This window comes from Candidatus Pantoea formicae, assembly GCF_011752625.1.
Taxonomy (GTDB): Bacteria; Pseudomonadota; Gammaproteobacteria; order Enterobacterales; family Enterobacteriaceae; genus Pantoea; species Pantoea formicae.
Window position 1 is genome coordinate 407,083 of sequence record NZ_VWXD01000003.1, and the last position, 18,703, is coordinate 425,785.

Genomic DNA, 18,703 nt, shown 5'->3' on the forward strand with positions numbered 1-18,703 from the left:
GGATGTTTTATGATTACCATCGACGGCAACGGTGCTGTGGCCTCGGTCGCTTTCCGCACCAGTGAAGTGATCGCCATCTATCCGATCACCCCCAGTTCCACTATGGCTGAACTGGCGGATAGCTGGTCAGGCGAAGGCCGCCGTAACATCTGGGGCGATATCCCACGCGTGGTCGAGATGCAGTCGGAAGGCGGCGCCATTGCTACCGTGCATGGCGCATTGCAAACCGGCGCCCTTTCCACCACCTTTACCTCATCGCAGGGCCTGCTGCTGATGATCCCCACGCTGTATAAACTAGCAGGACAACTTACCCCCTTTGTACTGCACGTTGCGGCGCGTACGGTGGCCACCCATGCCCTCTCTATCTTTGGTGATCATTCAGACGTCATGGCGGTGCGCCAGACCGGTTGCGCGCAACTCTGTGCTTCCAGCGTTCAGGAGGCGCAGGATTTCGCACTGATTTCTCAAATGGCCTCACTCAACAGCCGCGTGCCTTTTATTCACTTCTTTGATGGTTTCCGCACCTCACACGAGATCAATAAAATTGTGCCGATCAGCGATGAAACCTTGAAGGCGCTGATGCCCGCACAAGCCATCGCCAACCACCGTGCTCGAGCGTTGACACCTGACCACCCCACCATTCGCGGTACCTCAGCCAACCCCGATACCTATTTCCAGTCACGCGAGGCAACGAACAGCTGGTATGACGCCTGTACCGGCCATGTTGAAGCCGCCATGGCCGCATTTGGCGCTGACACCGGCCGGCATTATCGCCCCTTTGAATATTACGGTCACCCTCAAGCGGACCGCGTGATAGTAATGATGGGCTCCGGTTGCGGAACGGCCGAAGAAGCTATTGATGCCATGCTGCAACGTGGCGAGAAAGTGGGTTTGGTGAAAGTACGCCTCTATCGACCGTTCTCGGCCACACACCTGATTAACACTTTGCCGTCTTCTGTTCAGCGAATTGCAGTTTTGGATCGCACTAAAGAGCCGGGTGCGCTCGGTGAGCCGCTGTTTCTTGATGTGATGACGGCACTGGCAGAAGCCTACAGCCGGGGTGAGCGCGCCACGCTGCCTCGAGTGATTGGTGGACGCTATGGTTTATCCTCCAAAGAGTTCGCGCCGGATGCCGTGTTGGCAGTGTTCCGTGCCCTGCAACGTGAGCAGCCTCCCGCGCGCTTTACCGTGGGCATTTACGATGACGTCACGCATTTATCCCTGCCCATGGAAAGCAATATCGTGCCGAATCGTGCGCGGTTGGAAGCGCTGTTCTACGGGCTGGGCAGTGACGGCAGCGTGAGTGCCAGTAAAAATAATCTGAAGATTATCGGCAATGCTACGCCGTGGCATGTTCAAGGCTATTTTGTCTATGACTCGAAAAAAGCCGGTGGCCTGACCGTTTCGCATCTGCGCGTGAGTGAACATCCCATTCAATCCGCCTATCTGGTGCAGCAGGCCGATTTTATCGGCTGCCATCAGCTGCAATTTATTGATCAGTATTCGATGCTCGATCAGCTAAAACCAGGCGGGATTTTCCTGCTTAATACTCCCTATGCCGCTGATGAAGTGTGGTCACGTCTGCCACAGGAAGTACAAAGCCAGCTCAACGATAAGCAGGCGCATTTCTACGTGATTAACGCAGCGCGCATTGCGCGTGAATGCCAACTGGGCGCGCGTATTAATACCGTTATGCAGATGGCATTCTTTCAGCTCACAAAAATTCTTCCCGGTGACAGTGCATTAACCGAACTGCAAAGCGCGATTGCCCGCAGTTACCGCAGTAAAGGGGAAGAGTTGGTGCAACGTAACTGGCAAGCACTGGCCATGGCTCAGCAGTCGTTAGAAGCGGTGCCGCTTCAGCCCGTTGATCATCGCAGCCCACATCGTCCACCAGTCGTGTCTGATCGCGCGCCTGATTTCGTTAAAACCGTGACCGCGGCGATGCTGGCAGGCCTGGGTGACAAGTTGCCGGTATCAGCGCTTCCACCGGATGGCACCTGGCCCGTCGGCACCACGCAGTGGGAGAAGCGCAACATCGCCGAAGCGATCCCCATTTGGAAGCCGGATCTTTGTACACAGTGCAATCATTGCGTTGCGGCCTGTCCGCACTCAGCGATTCGCGCCAAAGTGGTGGTTCCTGAAGCGCTCGAATCTGCACCGGAGTCACTTGCCTCGCTGGATGTAAAATCACGCGACATGCGCGGACAAAAATATGTGCTGCAAGTTGCGCCAGAAGACTGCACCGGTTGCAACCTGTGCGTCGAGGTCTGCCCGGCCAGCGATCGTCAGAATCCCGCGATCAAAGCGATTAACATGCAGTCACGCCTTGAACATGTCGAAACTGAAAAGACGAATTACGATGCGTTCCTCGCCTTACCGGAGATCACAGCAGAGCAGCTTGAGCGTATTGATATTCGCACTTCGCAACTGATTACACCGCTGTTCGAATACTCTGGCGCTTGTTCGGGTTGTGGTGAAACACCCTACATCAAGTTACTGACACAGCTGTACGGCGACCGTTTGCTGATTGCTAACGCCACTGGCTGCTCGTCAATTTATGGCGGCAACTTGCCTTCCACACCTTACACCACTAACGCCGAAGGTCGCGGCCCAGCATGGGCGAACTCACTGTTTGAAGACAATGCTGAATTCGGCCTTGGATTCCGCCTCAGTGTTGATCAACAGAAGCAGCGCGCATTGCGTCTGCTCGACCAATGCGCACCGCAGCTACCGGCCTCATTGATAGAAGCGCTTAAAGGTGACAATGTCACTCCCTCTTTGCGCCGTGAACAGATCGTTGAACTGCGTACACAACTGAAATCATCACCCTCACCAGAAGCGAGTGCATTAAGTGATATCGCAGATGCGTTGGTGGAAAAATCAGTCTGGTTGATCGGTGGCGATGGCTGGGCCTATGACATCGGTTATGGTGGTCTTGACCACGTGATGAGCCTGAACGAGAACGTCAATGTGTTGGTGCTCGACACCCAGTGCTACTCCAACACCGGCGGGCAAGCATCCAAAGCCACACCGCTCGGAGCGGTCACCAAGTTTGGTGAGCAAGGAAAACGCAAAGCGCGCAAAGATTTGGGTATGTCTACCTTGCTGTATGGGCATGTTTATGTTGCCCAGATATCGCTGGGTGCGCAGCTCAATCAAACGGTCAAAGCGATTCAGGAAGCGGAGGCTTGGCCTGGTCCATCATTGATCATCGCCTACAGCCCTTGTGAGGAGCACGGTTATGACCTGGCGTATAGTCATGAGCAGATGCGTTTGCTGACCACCAGCGGATTCTGGCCGCTTTATCGCTATGATCCGCGTCGTGCTGAACAAGGTAAAGCCGCGCTCGCGTTGGATTCGCGTCCACCAACCTCGGAACTTGAACAAGCATTGATGAATGAACAACGCTTCCGTCAGTTGCAAACCCGACAACCGGAAGCCGCCAGCCAGTTGTGGCAAGAGGCGACCGAAGCCGCTCTTCAGCGTTATCAGCGGTTGGCAGAGATGGCCGGTAAAGCGGAGAAAAGTGAGTAGATGAGAGAAGCCCGGCTGTTTGGGCCGGGCTGCTTTAAATTTAACAAGGCTGAAGCTGAATGATCGCCATCTCCACCGCGCGATTGGGTGAACCGGTTAATTCACGATAGCGAAGCTGCAAGTTACGCAATTCGCTCGCTACCACCTCTTTCTCTGTTGCAGATCCGCGCTGAGCCAACTCCAGATAGCACTGCCCAACTAGCCGGCACGCTTCTTCAAACACCATATCGTACGTTTGCATCTGCCTCTCCTCACCTTTAGAAACTAAAAAAACGCTTCATCCATCCTGTCAGGCGTATCGCTGCATAATCTTTACCCAGATCAATAAATGGGCAGATTGTTCTCGCTTTTATCGCAAGCACTCAGTGCGAAACCGTAAAAGAGATCGCATCAGATCTGGCATTCGCGGCCGCAATCCGTACCATACGCACTCATGTTAGAGGGGTTTATTGCCGCTGAAGCATTTTTCAGCCGCCAACGGCCCTTACCTTCACTCTCAAGCGTGAAAATAATGTCAGAAAATCAAGAAGTAACGAAGAAAGAACAATACAATCTGAACAAGCTTCAGAAGCGCCTACGTCGTAACGTGGGACAAGCCATTGCTGATTTCAATATGATTGAAGAAGGCGATCGCATCATGGTTTGCCTGTCTGGTGGTAAAGACAGTTACACCATGTTGGAAATCTTGCGCAATTTGCAGCAGAGCGCGCCGGTGAATTTTTCGCTGGTCGCAGTCAACCTTGACCAGAAACAGCCTGGTTTCCCGGCGCATATTTTGCCTGCGTATCTGGAAGAATTAGGTGTCGAATACAAAATCGTCACTGAAGATACCTACTCGATCGTTAAAGAGAAGATTCCAGAAGGTAAAACCACCTGTTCACTCTGTTCACGTCTGCGTCGCGGTATTCTTTATCGCACTGCCACGGAATTGGGTTGTACCAAGATTGCGCTCGGCCACCATCGCGATGACATCTTGCAGACCCTGTTCCTGAATATGTTCTATGGCGGCAAGATGAAAGGCATGCCACCGAAATTGATGAGCGATGATGGCAAACACATCGTTATCCGTCCGCTGGCCTACTGCCGTGAGAAGGACATCATCCGCTTTGCGGAAGCACGTCAGTATCCCATTATTCCGTGCAACCTGTGTGGTTCGCAGCCTAACCTCCAGCGTCAGGTCGTGGCGGATATGTTACGTGACTGGGATAAACGCTATCCAGGCCGTATTGAAACCATGTTCAGCGCGATGCAGGACATCGTGCCATCACATATGGCTGACATTAATCTTTTTGATTTCAAAGGGATCAAGCACGGTGATGAAGTGGTGAACGGCGGTGATATTGGCTTTGACCGCGAATCCCTGCCGGTTCAACCTGCGGGTTGGCAGCCTGATGACGAAGACGCAGCAGAACTGAGCATGCGTCTGGACGTGTTAGAAATTAAATAACGCTTGTTAAACTGGAAAAGGCGCAGCGCTTCGGCTCTGCGCCTTTTTTATTAACGATGGGGCGGCGGATCGATAATCGGCGGAAATTCAGGATCATAGGGTGGATCAGGTTCCGGTATCGGCTGTGGATGAGGGATCGGTTCAGGAATGGGAGGTGGATCGGTTGGGATAGGATCGCTGGAAATCAATTCTCGCATGCCCTTTCTCCTTGTTGCTGAATGTCCTTTAAGCATAGGAAAGGAAGCGGAGCCAAGCCAAGCGGGCAAAAAAAAGCCGGCGGATAGGCCGGCGTCGTACGAATCAAATGTGCTATGCATTAATTCAAAAAAGGAAGTAAGACAATATGGAGCGCAACGCCCATCGCTTGACGTTGCATTCACCTGCGAGAGAGAGTTTGCCCCTGTAAGGTGATCCACTTATTGATATCGATCAGGTTTTTGACGCTTTTTTTGCCTGCCAAACCTTATTTAACAGCGAGTTACCTTGCGATAACTCGGTGTTAACATCACAACCATTTGCGCCTTTTCAGCCACAGTGCAACCCCGACGACCATCGCGAGCAGTAACACGCAGAATGCGGTGAAACCGAGCGGCCAGCTGCCTCCGGGGATTCCCCCAAGATTGACACCAAATAATCCCGTCAGGAATGTCGCTGGCAGGAAAATCATCGCCATCAAAGACATGGTATAAGTGCGGCGGTTCATCGATTCCGCGAGCAAGGATGCCACCTCATCGGCCAGAATGCCGGTACGAGCCACGCCTGCGTTAAGATCGTCCAGACCGCGACCTAAACGGTCAGCAACATCCTGCATGCGGCGACGATCGTCATCGTTCATCCACGGCAGTTTTTCGCTCGCCAGTCGCGCATAGACATCTCGCTGTGGTGCCATATAACGGCGCATGACAATTAATTGCTTACGCAATAGCGCCAGCTCTCCGCGTGCTGGAACTTGCTGGTCCATCAACGCATCTTCCAGCTCAATGATTTTATCGTGCATCTCTTCGATAAATTCGCTGGCGTGATCGGTAAGTGCATCACACACATCCACTAGCCAACTACCCCCATCTACGGGACCGTTACCGTTTTGCAGATCGGCCAGTACTTCGTCAATGGCGTAGACTTTACGGCGGCGCGTAGAAACGATCAGTTTGTCATTAATAAATACGCGCATCGCCACCAGTTGGTCAGGGCGCGAATCGGCATTGTGATTAACACTGCGCAGCACGATCATGAAGCCATCGCCCAAACGCGTCACACGCGGACGCATACTGTCGCCCGCTAAGGCATCACGCACTGAATCTGGGATCAGTGGGGTATTTTGTAGCCATTCAGCACTTTGACGCTGGGTATAATTGAGGTGTAACCAGCAGGGTTGCTCACAGTTGATGACATCTTTGTCTTCAATGGCAATCACGCCACCTTTGCCATCAAGCTGGCAGGAGATGATGGCATCAGATACTTTTAGCGCTTTTCCTTCAATGACGTTCACTTACTCGCCTCACTATCAAAATCAATACGATACAGTCTAGCGTGGCGCAGACGAGTTGCAATCATCAGGCTGTGAGCAAAGGTGACAGACCGTTAAGGTGGTGAGAGGGGTAGCGGCGTCATTGATTACGCGTCTGTCAGAGACGAACCTGCGTGAAATCGCGCCGCTACCCTGATGGGTGATGCTTAAATTAGTGCTTCTCAATCCATAATTCGCGGCTGTAGGCAACGTCTTCCGGGTTGGTAATCGGATACCCCTTCACCCAGGGCTTGATTAATCGTCCATTGGTGTATTGATAGATCGGTGCGATCGGCGCCTGATCGGCGATGATCTGCTCAGCTTTGTTGTAATCGCTATTTCGTGCCGTCGGGTTGGTTTCCTGACTGGCCTTAGCTATTACCGCATCGTAATCCGCACTGTGGAAACGCGCGATATTGCCGCTGTGGCTGGAGGTCAGCAAACTGAGGAAAGTGGAAGGCTCATTATAGTCGCCGACCCATGATGCACGGATAACGTCGAAGCTGCCGGTGTTACGGCTATCTATGTAGGTTTTCCATTCCTGATTTTGCAGCGTGACGTCCACACCGAGATTCTTCTTCCACATTGAAGCCACCGCGATAGCAATTTTCTGGTGGCTTTCAGAAGTGTTGTAGAGCAACGTGAGATGCAGCGGTTTGCCAGGACCATAGCCCGCGGCGGTCAACAATGCTTTTGCCTGTGCATTCAGCTCTTGCTGGCTATGCTGTTGCAGATAACTTTGCTGCGGCGTGAAACCTGCGGTGACATCCGGAGTGAATTGCCAGGCCGGTTTCTCGCCGGTTCCCAGTACTTTCTCGGCGATAATCCGGCGGTCAATGCTCCACGACAGCGCTTTACGCACGCGGACATCAGCGGTTGGGCCTTTCTGCGTATTGAAGGCGTAGTAATAGGTCCCCAGTTGATCCGGCGTATACACCTGGCCCGGCAGCTCTTTTTTCAGCAGCGTATACATATTTTTCGGGAAAGATTCGGTGATATCGATGTCCCCCGCGCGATAACGTTTAGTCGCGCTCGACTCTTCATTAATGGGGATAAAGGTCACTTTGGTCAGTACCGAATGGCTGTCATCCCAGTAGTGCGGATTACGCACCAGCACGATTTTTTCATTCACCACGCGATCTTGCAGTTGATATGCGCCATTACCGACCAGTTTGCCTGGCGAGGTCCAGCCATCACCATTTTGTTCAATGACTTTTTGTGGGACAGGATACATCGCGGCATTCGCCACCATGGCAGGGAACCACGGCACAGGTTGTGACAATGTCACTTTTAAATGCGTGGCATCTGTTGCGGTGACGCCGAGTTTGTCTGCACTCATTTGGCCTTTAGTAATGGCATCGGCATTTTCGATGCCACTCAGCGCCGCAAACCAGGCAAAAGGAGAACTGTTTTTAGGCTCAACCAGACGCTGCCAGCTATAAACGAAATCCTGAGCCGTCACCGGCTCGCCATTCGACCAGCGCGCGTCTTTACGTAAGGTAAAGACCCAGGTTTTGTTATCGTTACTGCTCCAGCTTTGCGCGACACCCGGCACAATTTTGCCGTGGGCATCTTGATTGGTGAGCCCTTCAAACAGATCGCGCATCACCTGAATTTCGGGCAATCCGACTGCCTTCATCGGATCCAAAGAGGCGGGTTCATCTTTAATATGGCGGACAATTTCTTGCGTGCTTGCCAGTTGTGCCCCCGACGGCACATTGGCAGCGAAAACGGGTGAGATTGCGCCAGCAATCAAAACGGCGGCCAGCGTCTTGCGGAAAGTTAATTTCATCACCACTCCTTTACCCAAAAAATGGCGACTGCGAAGAAGTTTTTGTCGCCAGCAACTTTTGGCACTTTATCGCAAATTGCTGATTGATATATAGCTATTTCCCCTCGCGCTGATTACCGTTATGTTGAGGCTGGATTCTCGGTCACACTTTTAATTTTGAATGTCAGCCTGATGCAGGCTGTCTGTATTGCACGCTTTCAGAGAGGAATGTCATGTCGTCACATCATCCACGTCCCTTGCGCGGCAAGCTGGACGCTGTCTGGCAACAGTATGGTCAGTCGGTGCTGGGCGCGCCGCTGTTGTGGTTTCCTGCCCCTGCTGCCGATGCAGAGAGTGGCTTGATTATTGCGGGTACGCACGGTGACGAAAATGCCGCGGTGGCCACGCTGTCTGGCGCGATGCGTACGCTACCGGAGGCATTGCGCCGTCATCATGTGGTGCTGGCGGTCAATCCTGATGGATGTCAGCTCGGCCTGCGCGCCAACGCTAACGGTGTGGACCTCAATCGCAACTTCCCGGCAGCCAACTGGCAAAATGGCGATACCGTTTACCGCTGGAATAGCGCCGCCGACGAGCGCGATGTGGTGCTCTCGACCGGAGCTACCCCTGCTTCAGAACCTGAAACACAGGCGTTATGCCAACTGATCCATCACATCAAGCCGCGATGGGTTGTCTCATGGCATGAACCCCTGGCTTGCATTGACGATCCGCACCACAGTGCATTGGCACAATGGCTGGCAGCACAAACCCAGCTACCAGTAGTGAGCAGTGTGGGCTATGCCACGCCGGGATCATTCGGCAGCTGGTGCGACGATCTCGGCTTATTGTGTATCACCGCCGAGATGCCGCCGATTTCCGTTGATGAAGCCACTGAAGTGTATCTGGAAGCGATGATCAATCTGCTACGCTGGCAGCCGCAAGTTTAAGTACGCCACGTTCGAAGTGCAGTGATGGCTCAACATCGGCAGCCAGCCAGGTTGGGCCATCCAGATCGGCAAATTTTGCCATGGGTGTCATTGGCAGCGCAGCGCGGATCGCACGTGAGGTGCATAGCATGCAGCCCAGCATCACAGCAAAACCCTGTTGCCGTGCTTCACTGGCTAACGCCAGCGCTTCGGTTAATCCGCCCGTTTTATCCAACTTGATGTTTACCATGTCGTAGCGCCCTTTTAACTGCGTCAACTGCTCACGCGTGTGGCAACTTTCATCGGCACAAATGGGTAGCGGGTGGACAAAATGGCTGAGCGCAGCATCTTCGGCAGCAGGAAGCGGTTGCTCCAGCATCGCGACGTTGAGATCCGCCAGCAGCTGGCAACGCGCTGCCAGCCCCTCCGCATGCCATGACTCATTGGCATCGACAATCAAGGTCGCATCCGGCACCGCCGTTCTAATCGCGACTAAACGTTCGCTGATCAGATGATGATCGAGTTTGATCTTTAACAGAGTTGCGCCGTGCTGCCATAGCGCCAGCGCACTACTCGCCATCGCTTCTGGTGTATCAATACTGACCGTGTGCGCAGTGGTGATGTCAGACGCGAGGTGAACGCCACATAATGCCTGCAATGTTTTGCCCTGCTGTTGACGCTCCAGATCCCATAATGCGCAATCCAGAGCGTTACGCGCAGCGCCGGCGGGTAACGCATGTTGAAGTTCTGAGCGGGTCATGCCGTTTTGTATCGCTGGCAGTTGTGCCGCAATTTGCTGCAGCACGGAGGTTTCACTTTCACCATAACGCGCATAGGGCGTGGCTTCGCCGATACCTTTCACGCCGTCCTGCTCAATTTCGACCACCACCACATGGGCTTCCGTCCGACTTCCGCGAGAAATAACAAACGGAGAATGTAACGGCCAGGCTTCCGGATAACTCTTCACTGTTCTCATTATTTCTCCTTAAATCCATCACTTAATTGCGAGCCGTCTCGGTTTGCACTGCGAAATGCGCTCGTAAACCCTTCAAAATTATGTCATAAACAAACGCTATATCTGCTCTGGCAGGTTAAATGCCAGATTAATTCATCGCTAAAAGGAAATCATATGTCTCAGAATGTTCACTTCCAGGGCAACCCGGTCCCAGTTGCAGGTCACTTCCCGCAGGCTGGCGAACAAGCTAAACCTTTCAGCCTGGTGGCTAAAGACCTTAGTGACGTATCCCTTTCTAATTATGCAGGTAAACGCAAAGTTCTGAACATTTTCCCAAGTATTGATACCGGCGTGTGTGCCGCATCAGTGCGTAAATTCAATGAGCGCTCAGGCGAAGCGAATAACACTGTGGTGCTGTGCATCTCTGCTGACCTGCCGTTTGCGCAGTCTCGTTTCTGCGGCGCGGAAAACGTCAGCAATGTGGTGACCTTGTCAGCCTTGCGTGGTGCTGAGTTCAAAGAAGATTACGGCGTGGCAATTGCTGAAGGTCCACTGAAAGGCCTGACTGCACGTGCTGTGGTCGTGTTGGATGAGAATGACAAAGTGGTGTACAGCGAGCTGGTGAACGAAATCACCGAAGAGCCAAACTACGATGCGGCGCTGGCTGCACTGAAGTAAGCTTTTAACATATAAAAAGCTGGCGAAAGGCGTAATGCCTGTCAGTTAAGGTCCTGTTCGAATGAGGCCGCCATTTTCTAAAAATGGCGGCCTTTTCTTATGCGCGTTTTGGTGCGGACCACAGCGCCTCAGACAATGTGCACTTTGTGGCAGTATAAGCGCTAAAGTCTTCACCATCGTGCCCTCTCCAACAGCGTAAACGGAAATGAGCAAGCAGGCTGGTGCCGCTCAGGGGCTGGCATTTCGCAGCGCTGAACGGAATGAGGAAGCCAGGAGAGCCAGCATGGATGCTGGCGAAAGGTGCAGCCGGGACAGGGAAAGTCCCGTCTGCGCCGGTCCGTCAGGCTGACGAGTGAAGTGAAGGTACCGCGTCAGCGGCGCGAGGACAGCCAGCCCCAGAGCGGCACCAGACTGAGTTATCATCACATGCTTAACTGACAAACCTTTCGTCGAAACACGGCGTTCTTATTTCTCGAAACGACGGCTATTCGCTTTCGCCGCGCTTCTGCCCCAACCCGTATTCACGCAGTTTGTTAGCAATCGCGGTATGCGACACACCAAGTCGCTTAGCCAGTTTACGCGTGCTGGGATAAGAGAGATAAAGGCGCGTCAGCACTGAGCGTTCAAAGCGACTGGTAATTTCATCCAGTGAGCCTTCCATCGCTTCTTCACCCAGCGACACATCCAACGCCTGCTCCGGCAACACGATATCCTGCGGACGCAGTTCGTAGCCTTCCAGCTGGGTCAATGCACGATACAGTGCGTTCTTCAGCTGACGTACATTTCCCGGCCAGTTATAACGCGTCAGGAATGGCACCAGCTGCGGTGAGAGACGAGGGCGAGGTAAACCCTGCTCATCGGAGAAACGTGCCACAAACATCTCGGTTAGCGGCAAAATATCCAGTGGACGTTCGCGCAGCGGTGGCAAATTCAGCGTCAGAACGTTCAGGCGATAGAACAGGTCTTCACGGAATTCACCGCGCTGCACTAGCTCAATCAGATTCTTTTGCGTGGCACAAATCACTCGAACATCAACATGCACTTCATGCTCTTCGCCCACCCGACGGAACGTGCCATCGTTGAGGAAACGCAGCAGCTTGGTCTGCATACGTGGTGACATTTCGCCGATTTCGTCGAGCAAAACAGAGCCGCCGTTGGCTTGCTCAAAGAAGCCTTTTTTGCCTTCCAGTGCATTTGGATAAGCGCCGGCAGCGTGACCAAAGAGTTCGCTCTCTGCGACATCATCTGGCAGCGATGCACAGTTCAGCGCGAGGAACGGTTTTTTACCACGAGCGCTACGCAGATGGCAGGCTCGTGCCAGCATGTCTTTACCCGTACCAGTATCGCCGACGATAAGCAGCGGCGCATCATGCATCGCCAGTTTACGCGCCTGGTCGATCACCTGGCGCATTTTCGGCGTTACCGCAACGATATGATCAAACTCAGATTCATCGGTGACGGTGAGATTTTGCAGTTGCTGGCCCATACGCGCGGTAGATTTTAAGGTAATCATCGCGCCCACGGGCTGATCGCTTTGCCCTTCCTCTTCCGCCAGATAGATCGGTCGCGCTTCCATCAGGAAATCACGTCCCTGAATCACCACGTGCTGCGCCTGTGCCTCAACGCGCTCGTTTTCAATCCAGCGCTGGAAGTTGAAACCCGTGATCAGCGTGGCAGCATTTTGGTTACGTAATTTCTGTTCATCGAGGTTAAACAGACTCTGCGCCGCCGGGTTGGCCAGTTCGATTTTGCTCTTCAGATCGATAGAGAGCACCGGCTCTGGCATCGCGATCAGTAATGCGCTCAAGGCGCGATGCTCACGTTCAGAAGGCATGTAGCTCACGGTGCGCACATCTGTCACGCCTGGTGTACGACGAATTTCCGCCATCAGGTTACTGAAGGGTTCGAATTCCAGAGCGGAAAAATTGAGATAGATGCGACCAAAGGGCGCAATTTCAATACCGCGCAAGTCGATGTTGCGCGCAACCAGCAGGTCGAGTAGCTCGCGCGCCAGACCGATGCGGTCCTGGCAGAAAACTTCCAAACGCATTGCGATGAGCCTTAGTCAGGTTTTGATTTTAGAGATAATACGCTAACTTGCAGCGCCTCAGAAGGGGGCTGTCATGAAAAGTTGACAGCTTGAGGCAGGTGACGCGAAGAAGTGTAACGGAACAACCCACAATAATCCCGTCGAAAATCACAATTAACACAGATAATTTCACCTTTCACGCCATCTATAGCGTGAAAGGTGAACAGAAGCGTATTATTTAGCAGGCTTGCCTGCTTTATCCCCGCTTTTAACCAAGGATTCCTTCAACTGCGTCAGGAGTTCACGGCGGAAATCACCAAGACGGGGTTTGTCGTCTTCCAGCCAAGGCAGTGGTCGGCATAATTCCATCGCTTTGATGCCAAGCCGCGCGGTGAGCAGTCCGGCACCAATACCTTGCGCAGCGCGCGCAGAAAGACGTGCAGCGATATCCTGCGACATCCAATCCATGCCCACTTCGCGAACGAGTTCTGATGCCCCGGCAAAGGCCATATTGAGAAGCACTAAACGGAACAGGCGGATGCGGCTGAAGTAACCGAGTTCGATGCCGTAAATCGCGGCGATGCGATTGACCAGGCGTAGGTTACGCCAGGCGATAAATGCCATATCCACCAGCGCCAGCGGACTGACCGCGATCATTAAGGTGGATTCCGCCGCGTGACGGCTGATTTCGCGATGTGCCTGGCGATCCAACACCGGTTGTACCAACTGCGCATAGAGCAGAACGATTTCGCGGTCATTATGAGTTTCATGCAGCGCGGCATGCCAGCGTTGTAACGCAGGATGCGCCTGATCCAGTTGCGCCTGCTGCGCCAACTTCTCACAAAATGCGCGGCCCTTGCCAATACCGTGGCTGTGCAGCAATTCGCGTCCAATATCGCGCTCTTCTGCCCGCTGACGTAAGCGATAAAGACGTCGCCATTCGCCAATCAACGCACCTGCGCCGGCGACCACAATTAATCCACCGGCTACACCCGTGCCCAGAGAGAACCAGTCACGCGTTATCCACGCATCATGCAACCACTGAACACCCTGCGCGACAACGCTGACGCCGAAAATTGCCAGCCCAACACCGACCATTTTACGCCACACACTACGCTTCGGGCGCAGCGCCGCTTCAACCACCTTTTCGCCCTCACCTTCTTCCAGGGGTTCGGTTTCTGCGGTAGCCAAAAATGCCCGCTCCGTTTCTGCACTGAACGTTTGTGCCGGCCGCAGCGGTTGTTGTGCTTCATCTTCAAGCGGGCGCGCAAAATCAATTCGAGGTTTTAAGGGGGTTTCGTCGCTCATCGCAATTTATCTCCAAGTAAAAATTCCAGCGCGGCATCCATGCGAATGTGTGGCAGCGGCCGATCAACATCGAGCTGCTGTGGCCGAAATTGTTCAAATTGAAAACCCTGCTGTTGCCAGAACTGATGTCCCGGCAAACGTGGCGGCACTTCTCCGGGATAGAAAGTTAGCGCTTCGCCATCGTCGAGGCGATGACCACGCAGTGCCGGCAATTTTTCGCCACGATGATCCACCAGACCACTCTCAGTGGCCTGCACGGATGCCAGACCCAGACAATCCATGCTGATACCTTCAAACGCGGCGTTTTGCCATGCGTCCTGCACTAGCTGCTGTAGCAGCGACACCATATTGGCATGCTGATCGGCAGTGACATGGTCAGCCTTGGTGGCAGCAAACAGCAGCTTATCAATCACCGGTGAAAACAGTCGGCGGAACAGCGTGCGCTGCCCGTAATGGAAGCTCTGCATCAGTTGGGTGAGCGCCAGTCGCATGTCATTAAAGGCCTGCGGGCCGCTGTTCAGCGGTTGCAGGCAGTCCACCAATACGATTTGACGATCAAAGCGCAGGAAATAATTTTTGTAGAAACCTTTTACCACATGCTGACAGTAATAATTGAAGCGCTGTTGCAGCATGGCAAAGTTGCTGCCCGCTGGAGCCTGTAGCAATTTGCTGGCGTGCATCTCCTCCACTTGCGGCCACGGGAAGAATTGCAGTGCCGGAGCGCCCGCCATATCACCCGGCAAGACAAAACGGCCCGGCTGAATAAAATGCAGTCCTTCGCGCTTACACTGGTGCAGATAATCGGTCCAGGCCGTGGCAATGGCTGCCAGACGATTTTCATCAGCCGGTGCAAACGGGTCGAGATCATGACAAAGGCTGAGCCAATGTGCCGACCACTGCTGGCGATCGCCCTGCAGTAGTCCCATCATCTGGCGCGACCAACTCAGGTAATCCTGTGCCAGCATTGGCAGATCGAGCAGCCATTCGCCGGGATAATCGACGATTTCCAGATAAAGTGTGGCGGTGTCTTTGAAATGGCGCAGCAGCGATTGCTCGGGGCGATAGCGCAACGCCAGTCGCATTTCACTTACTCCCCGCGTTGGCGTGGGCCAAACCGGCGGTGTGCCGTACAGCTGAGCCAGGCCTTCATCGTAGGTAAAACGTGGCGTGCCGAGTTCACGCTGCGGGACGCGTTTAACGCCGAGCAGGCGCTCTTCGCGCACCACCGAGAACAGCGGCAAACGTGCACCGCTGTGAACATTGAGAAGCTGGTTTACCAGCGAAGTGATGAAGGCGGTTTTACCGCTGCGGCTAAGGCCGGTTACCGCGAGACGCAGATGGCGGTCAACACCGCGGTTCATCAACGCCGACAGTTCATTTTGCAGTCTTTTCATCGCTCTCCCTGATGAAACGCGCTGACAGGCGTTTAAACGCCTTGCTCAGCAACGGTTCCAGGGCGGCCGCCAGTAACAGGCGCAACGGGCGACGCGCCACCGATTTTACTGCCCAGCCAGCCAAGCCGCCGGGCCCATAGGTTACTGCACTGATGATGATGAATTTCCCCGCCGACTTCAACGCAGGTGTTGCGTGGCGGCGCAGAGCAGTAAAACGCTGATTATACATGTCCACCTCTAAGAATATGCGGGGAAGCGGACCCGCACGCGGGCCCAGAGAATAAAATCAGATCTGGCGAAAGCGGCTACGCACGCTGAAGGTTTCAGAGGTGACGTAGCGTTCAATCTCTCGTACGTTGCGTTCGTCGCTTTTCAACGCGGAATCCAGCTCATCCAGCAGATCACGTGCCGTGGGCGTTCGCTGGTCCGGCGCATCTAACGGCTTTTCATCCAGAACGAAGCCAAGAATGAAGTACGCCACTACGGTAAACATGAACAGCCCGAAAAACAGCGATAGCACCACAATCACGCGCAATAATCGCACCGGAATATCGAGATACTCCGCCAGGCCAGCGCACACGCCGCGAATTTTACCCTGTTGCGGGATACGCCACAGCTTGCGGCCGTTCATCATGGTTGCCTCCAGTTTGGATGCTCGGCATCGAGAATCGCTTCCAGTGCATCAACGCGTTCACGCATACGGCGCGCGTCTTGCGTCAACTGTTGCAGACGCTGCATATCGCTGGATGACAGTTCCGCGCCACCGTTGCGTTTGTTGCTGTAATGCAGCCATAACCATATCGGTGCGACAAACAGCACAAAGATCGTTAAGGGTATGGCTAAAAATAGTGCGCTCATTGATTTTCCTTTTTCAGGTACACCGTTATGCACGGGCCTAATTGCAGGCCCGTCTTACTTACTCACTGCGATTCATTTTGGCTTTCAGCGCAGCCAACTGCTGGCTGATTTCATCATCAGCTTTCAGCTCGGCGAACTCCTGGTCTAAACCTTTAGGCTTACCAAAACGCTGGCTTTCCGCTTCGGCTTCCATGTGATCGATGCGGCGCTCAAACGATTCAAAACGTGCCATCGCATCATCCAGTTTGCCGCTATCAAGTTGACGGCGCACATCGCGAGAAGAAGAAGCCGCTTGATGACGCAGCGTCAGCGCTTGCTGGCGAGCGCGGGTTTCTGTGAGCTTTTTCTCTAACTCACCAATCTCACCCTTCATGCGTTCCAGTGTTTCTTCAACGTGCGTCGCTTCCTGCTGCAGAGAGGCAATCAAATCAGTCAGTTTCTGTTTTTCGATTAACGCGGCGCGCGCTAAATCTTCTTTACCTTTATTAATCGCCAGCTCGGCCTTTTCCTGCCATTCGGCCTGTTGGATTTCCGCCTGATCAATACGGCGCGACAGCTGCTTTTTCTCAGCCAGCGCACGTGCGGAGGTGGAGCGGACTTCCACCAGCGTGTCTTCCATTTCCTGAATCATCAGGCGTACCAGTTTCTGCGGATCTTCGGCGCGCTCCAGCAGGGAATTGATGTTGGCGTTCACGATGTCGGCGAAACGAGAAAAAATACCCATAATGATGTTCCTCTGTTTGTCATGTGGTTGTGCAATACAGGGTTAGTTAATACAAAGACCATGCCAACTTTTAATGCATTGATTTTTAGATAATTGCTTATTTTACATTCGCTGATTCTTCCACTATGGTAGTCAAATTGATTAACTCGTGGCGAAATTCATCATGGCTTCAGGTAACGACAATCTCTTAGGCGAATCCAATAACTTTTTGGAAGTGCTGGAGCAGGTTTCCCGCCTCGCACCGCTGGAAAAACCGGTGCTGGTGATTGGTGAGCGCGGAACCGGTAAAGAGCTGATTGCCAGCCGCCTGCACTATCTTTCCGATCGCTGGCAAGGCCCCTTCATCTCCCTAAACTGCGCAGCGTTAAATGAAAATCTGCTGGATTCCGAACTGTTCGGCCATGAAGCAGGCGCCTTCACTGGCGCACAGAAACGCCACCTGGGCCGTTTTGAACGCGCCGATGCCGGAACCTTATTTCTTGATGAGCTGGCCACCGCCCCGATGCTGGTTCAGGAGAAGTTGCTGCGCGTAATTGAATACGGTCAGTTAGAACGCGTTGGCGGCAATCAGTCGTTGCAGGTTAACGTGCGCTTGGTGTGCGCCACCAATGAAGACTTACCCGCGCTCGCGGCGGCCGGAAAGTTTCGTGCTGATTTACTCGATCGCCTCGCCTTCGATGTCGTGCAACTGCCTCCCTTGCGTGAACGTCGTAGCGATATCCTGGTGATGGCTGAGCATTTCGCGATTCAGATGAGCCGTGAACTGGGTTTGCCCCTGTTCCCTGGTTTTAGCGAGCGCGCGCAATTGGCGCTGCTCAGCCACAACTGGCCGGGCAACGTGCGAGAGTTGAAAAATGTGGTGGAGCGTTCGGTGTACCGTCATCACAGCGTTGACGAACCACTGGATAACATCATCATCAACCCGTTTGCCCCGCGCAGCGCCCCCATAGAATCACCCACTGAAGCCCCTGCCAGCCCCCTTCCCTCCCTGCCGATCGATCTGCGCCAGTGGCAAAACCAGCAGGAGCGTGAGTTAGTGGAGGCCAGCTTGCAGCAGGCAAAATACAACCAACGCCGCGCCGCAGAGTTACTGCGCGTGACCTACCATCAACTGCGCGCAATGATGAAGAAGCACGGCATTCAGGCGCGAGATGAGGATTAGGCTATGGAGGCGATCCGTAAGGATACATGCATCGGATTGTTACTGAGGGGGGCATGCCGTTTATAACAAACGCAGAGGTGTTTTTTTCAAACTGATTTGTGCTGATGCAAGGCGGCAAGCGAAGACATCCCCGGGAGCATACATCAGTATGTGACTGGGGTGGCTGAGCGCAGCCAACGCGGCAGCAGTGCAAAGCAGGAAGAAAAAAAAGCCCGCATTGAATGCGGGCAACTTAATACTGGAAGCAATGTGAGCAATGTCGTGCTCTTCTTCGGTAGAGCCACCGTCGAAGCGCAGAAGAATAATAATCATTCTTATTATCATCTGTAAAGCCCTAATTGAGAATTTTTCTCATTTCCACACTAACGGTGTGATTATCTCCCCCTCAATTCGGCGAAAAAGAGCGC

18 protein-coding genes are annotated in these 18,703 nt (G+C 53.5%); 5 read left to right on the forward strand and 13 right to left on the reverse strand.

The features are described from left to right. The first annotated feature begins 9 nt into the window (after positions 1–9). The gene (nifJ, locus tag F3J38_RS10600; RefSeq protein WP_167138144.1) at positions 10–3,537 is read left to right on the forward strand and encodes a pyruvate:ferredoxin (flavodoxin) oxidoreductase; all 3,528 of its coding nucleotides are present in this window, start codon (positions 10–12) and stop codon (positions 3,535–3,537) included. A gap of 40 nt (positions 3,538–3,577) precedes the next feature. Here nifJ and F3J38_RS10605 read toward each other — a convergent pair whose 3' ends face one another. Further along, a complete protein-coding gene (locus F3J38_RS10605) occupies positions 3,578–3,778 on the reverse strand; it encodes a DUF2767 family protein (protein ID WP_167138147.1) in 201 nt (66 codons plus the stop codon). A 270-nt stretch (positions 3,779–4,048) separates the two neighbouring features. Here F3J38_RS10605 and ttcA point away from each other — a divergent pair, with 270 nt between their 5' ends. After that, positions 4,049–4,984 (forward strand): tRNA 2-thiocytidine(32) synthetase TtcA, encoded by a 936-nt coding sequence (gene ttcA / locus F3J38_RS10610; RefSeq protein WP_167138149.1) that lies wholly within the window; start codon positions 4,049–4,051, stop codon positions 4,982–4,984. A 50-nt stretch (positions 4,985–5,034) separates the two neighbouring features. Here ttcA and F3J38_RS10615 read toward each other — a convergent pair whose 3' ends face one another. From F3J38_RS10615 to F3J38_RS10625, 3 genes are all read right to left on the reverse strand, one after another. Then, positions 5,035–5,181 carry a hypothetical protein gene (locus F3J38_RS10615; protein WP_167138152.1) on the reverse strand — a complete coding sequence of 49 codons (147 nt, stop codon included), beginning with the start codon at positions 5,179–5,181 and terminating at the stop codon, positions 5,035–5,037. Positions 5,182–5,489: 308 nt separating this feature from the next. Then, positions 5,490–6,473 (reverse strand): zinc transporter ZntB, encoded by a 984-nt coding sequence (gene zntB, locus F3J38_RS10620; RefSeq protein ID WP_167138155.1) that lies wholly within the window; start codon positions 6,471–6,473, stop codon positions 5,490–5,492. A 190-nt stretch (positions 6,474–6,663) separates the two neighbouring features. Further along, a complete protein-coding gene (locus F3J38_RS10625) occupies positions 6,664–8,283 on the reverse strand; it encodes a peptide ABC transporter substrate-binding protein (RefSeq protein WP_167138158.1) in 1,620 nt (539 codons plus the stop codon). A gap of 212 nt (positions 8,284–8,495) precedes the next feature. Between F3J38_RS10625 and mpaA the strand changes: the two genes are divergently transcribed. Beyond that, positions 8,496–9,209: a murein tripeptide amidase MpaA gene (gene mpaA / locus F3J38_RS10630; protein WP_167138161.1), complete on the forward strand. Its 714-nt coding sequence runs from the start codon at positions 8,496–8,498 to the stop codon at positions 9,207–9,209. On the opposite strand, the gene ycjG is transcribed toward mpaA, so the two are convergent. After that, entirely contained in the window at positions 9,178–10,164 is a 987-nt protein-coding gene (gene ycjG / locus F3J38_RS10635; protein ID WP_167138164.1) for an L-Ala-D/L-Glu epimerase, read from the reverse strand. The two genes, mpaA and ycjG, sit on opposite strands and share 32 nt — an antisense overlap. Before the next feature lie 153 nt (positions 10,165–10,317). On the opposite strand from ycjG, the gene tpx reads away from it, so the two are divergent. Beyond that, positions 10,318–10,821 (forward strand): thiol peroxidase, encoded by a 504-nt coding sequence (tpx, locus tag F3J38_RS10640; RefSeq protein WP_167138167.1) that lies wholly within the window; start codon positions 10,318–10,320, stop codon positions 10,819–10,821. Between the two features lie 484 nt (positions 10,822–11,305). Here tpx and tyrR read toward each other — a convergent pair whose 3' ends face one another. The 7 genes from tyrR to pspA all read right to left on the reverse strand — a co-directional run bounded on the left by tyrR (position 11,306) and on the right by pspA (position 17,134). Then, entirely contained in the window at positions 11,306–12,871 is a 1,566-nt protein-coding gene (tyrR, locus tag F3J38_RS10645) for a transcriptional regulator TyrR (RefSeq protein WP_167138170.1), read from the reverse strand. A gap of 213 nt (positions 12,872–13,084) precedes the next feature. After that, positions 13,085–14,158, reverse strand: coding sequence for a YcjF family protein (locus F3J38_RS10650; RefSeq protein ID WP_167138173.1), 1,074 nt, complete (start codon positions 14,156–14,158; stop codon positions 13,085–13,087). After that, complete coding sequence (locus F3J38_RS10655) at positions 14,155–15,552, reverse strand: YcjX family GTP-binding protein (RefSeq protein WP_167138176.1); 1,398 nt, start codon at positions 15,550–15,552, stop codon at positions 14,155–14,157. Before F3J38_RS10655 ends, F3J38_RS10650 begins: the two co-directional genes overlap by 4 nt. Beyond that, positions 15,533–15,781 carry a phage shock protein PspD gene (gene pspD, locus F3J38_RS10660; RefSeq protein ID WP_084934178.1) on the reverse strand — a complete coding sequence of 83 codons (249 nt, stop codon included), beginning with the start codon at positions 15,779–15,781 and terminating at the stop codon, positions 15,533–15,535. Before pspD ends, F3J38_RS10655 begins: the two co-directional genes overlap by 20 nt. A gap of 57 nt (positions 15,782–15,838) precedes the next feature. Next, on the reverse strand, positions 15,839–16,186 hold the full coding sequence (gene pspC, locus F3J38_RS10665; RefSeq protein ID WP_084934177.1) for an envelope stress response membrane protein PspC: 348 nt from the start codon (positions 16,184–16,186) through the stop codon (positions 15,839–15,841). Further along, positions 16,183–16,410, reverse strand: coding sequence for an envelope stress response membrane protein PspB (gene pspB / locus F3J38_RS10670; protein ID WP_167138178.1), 228 nt, complete (start codon positions 16,408–16,410; stop codon positions 16,183–16,185). The genes pspC and pspB overlap by 4 nt, the downstream gene beginning before the upstream one ends. 58 nt (positions 16,411–16,468) lie before the next feature. Then, complete coding sequence (gene pspA / locus F3J38_RS10675; protein ID WP_167138180.1) at positions 16,469–17,134, reverse strand: phage shock protein PspA; 666 nt, start codon at positions 17,132–17,134, stop codon at positions 16,469–16,471. A 163-nt stretch (positions 17,135–17,297) separates the two neighbouring features. Here pspA and pspF point away from each other — a divergent pair, with 163 nt between their 5' ends. Then, positions 17,298–18,296: a phage shock protein operon transcriptional activator gene (gene pspF / locus F3J38_RS10680; protein ID WP_167138182.1), complete on the forward strand. Its 999-nt coding sequence runs from the start codon at positions 17,298–17,300 to the stop codon at positions 18,294–18,296. A gap of 60 nt (positions 18,297–18,356) precedes the next feature. Here pspF and F3J38_RS10685 read toward each other — a convergent pair whose 3' ends face one another. After that, complete coding sequence (locus F3J38_RS10685; protein WP_167137161.1) at positions 18,357–18,608, reverse strand: hypothetical protein; 252 nt, start codon at positions 18,606–18,608, stop codon at positions 18,357–18,359. Positions 18,609–18,703 lie beyond the last annotated feature (95 nt).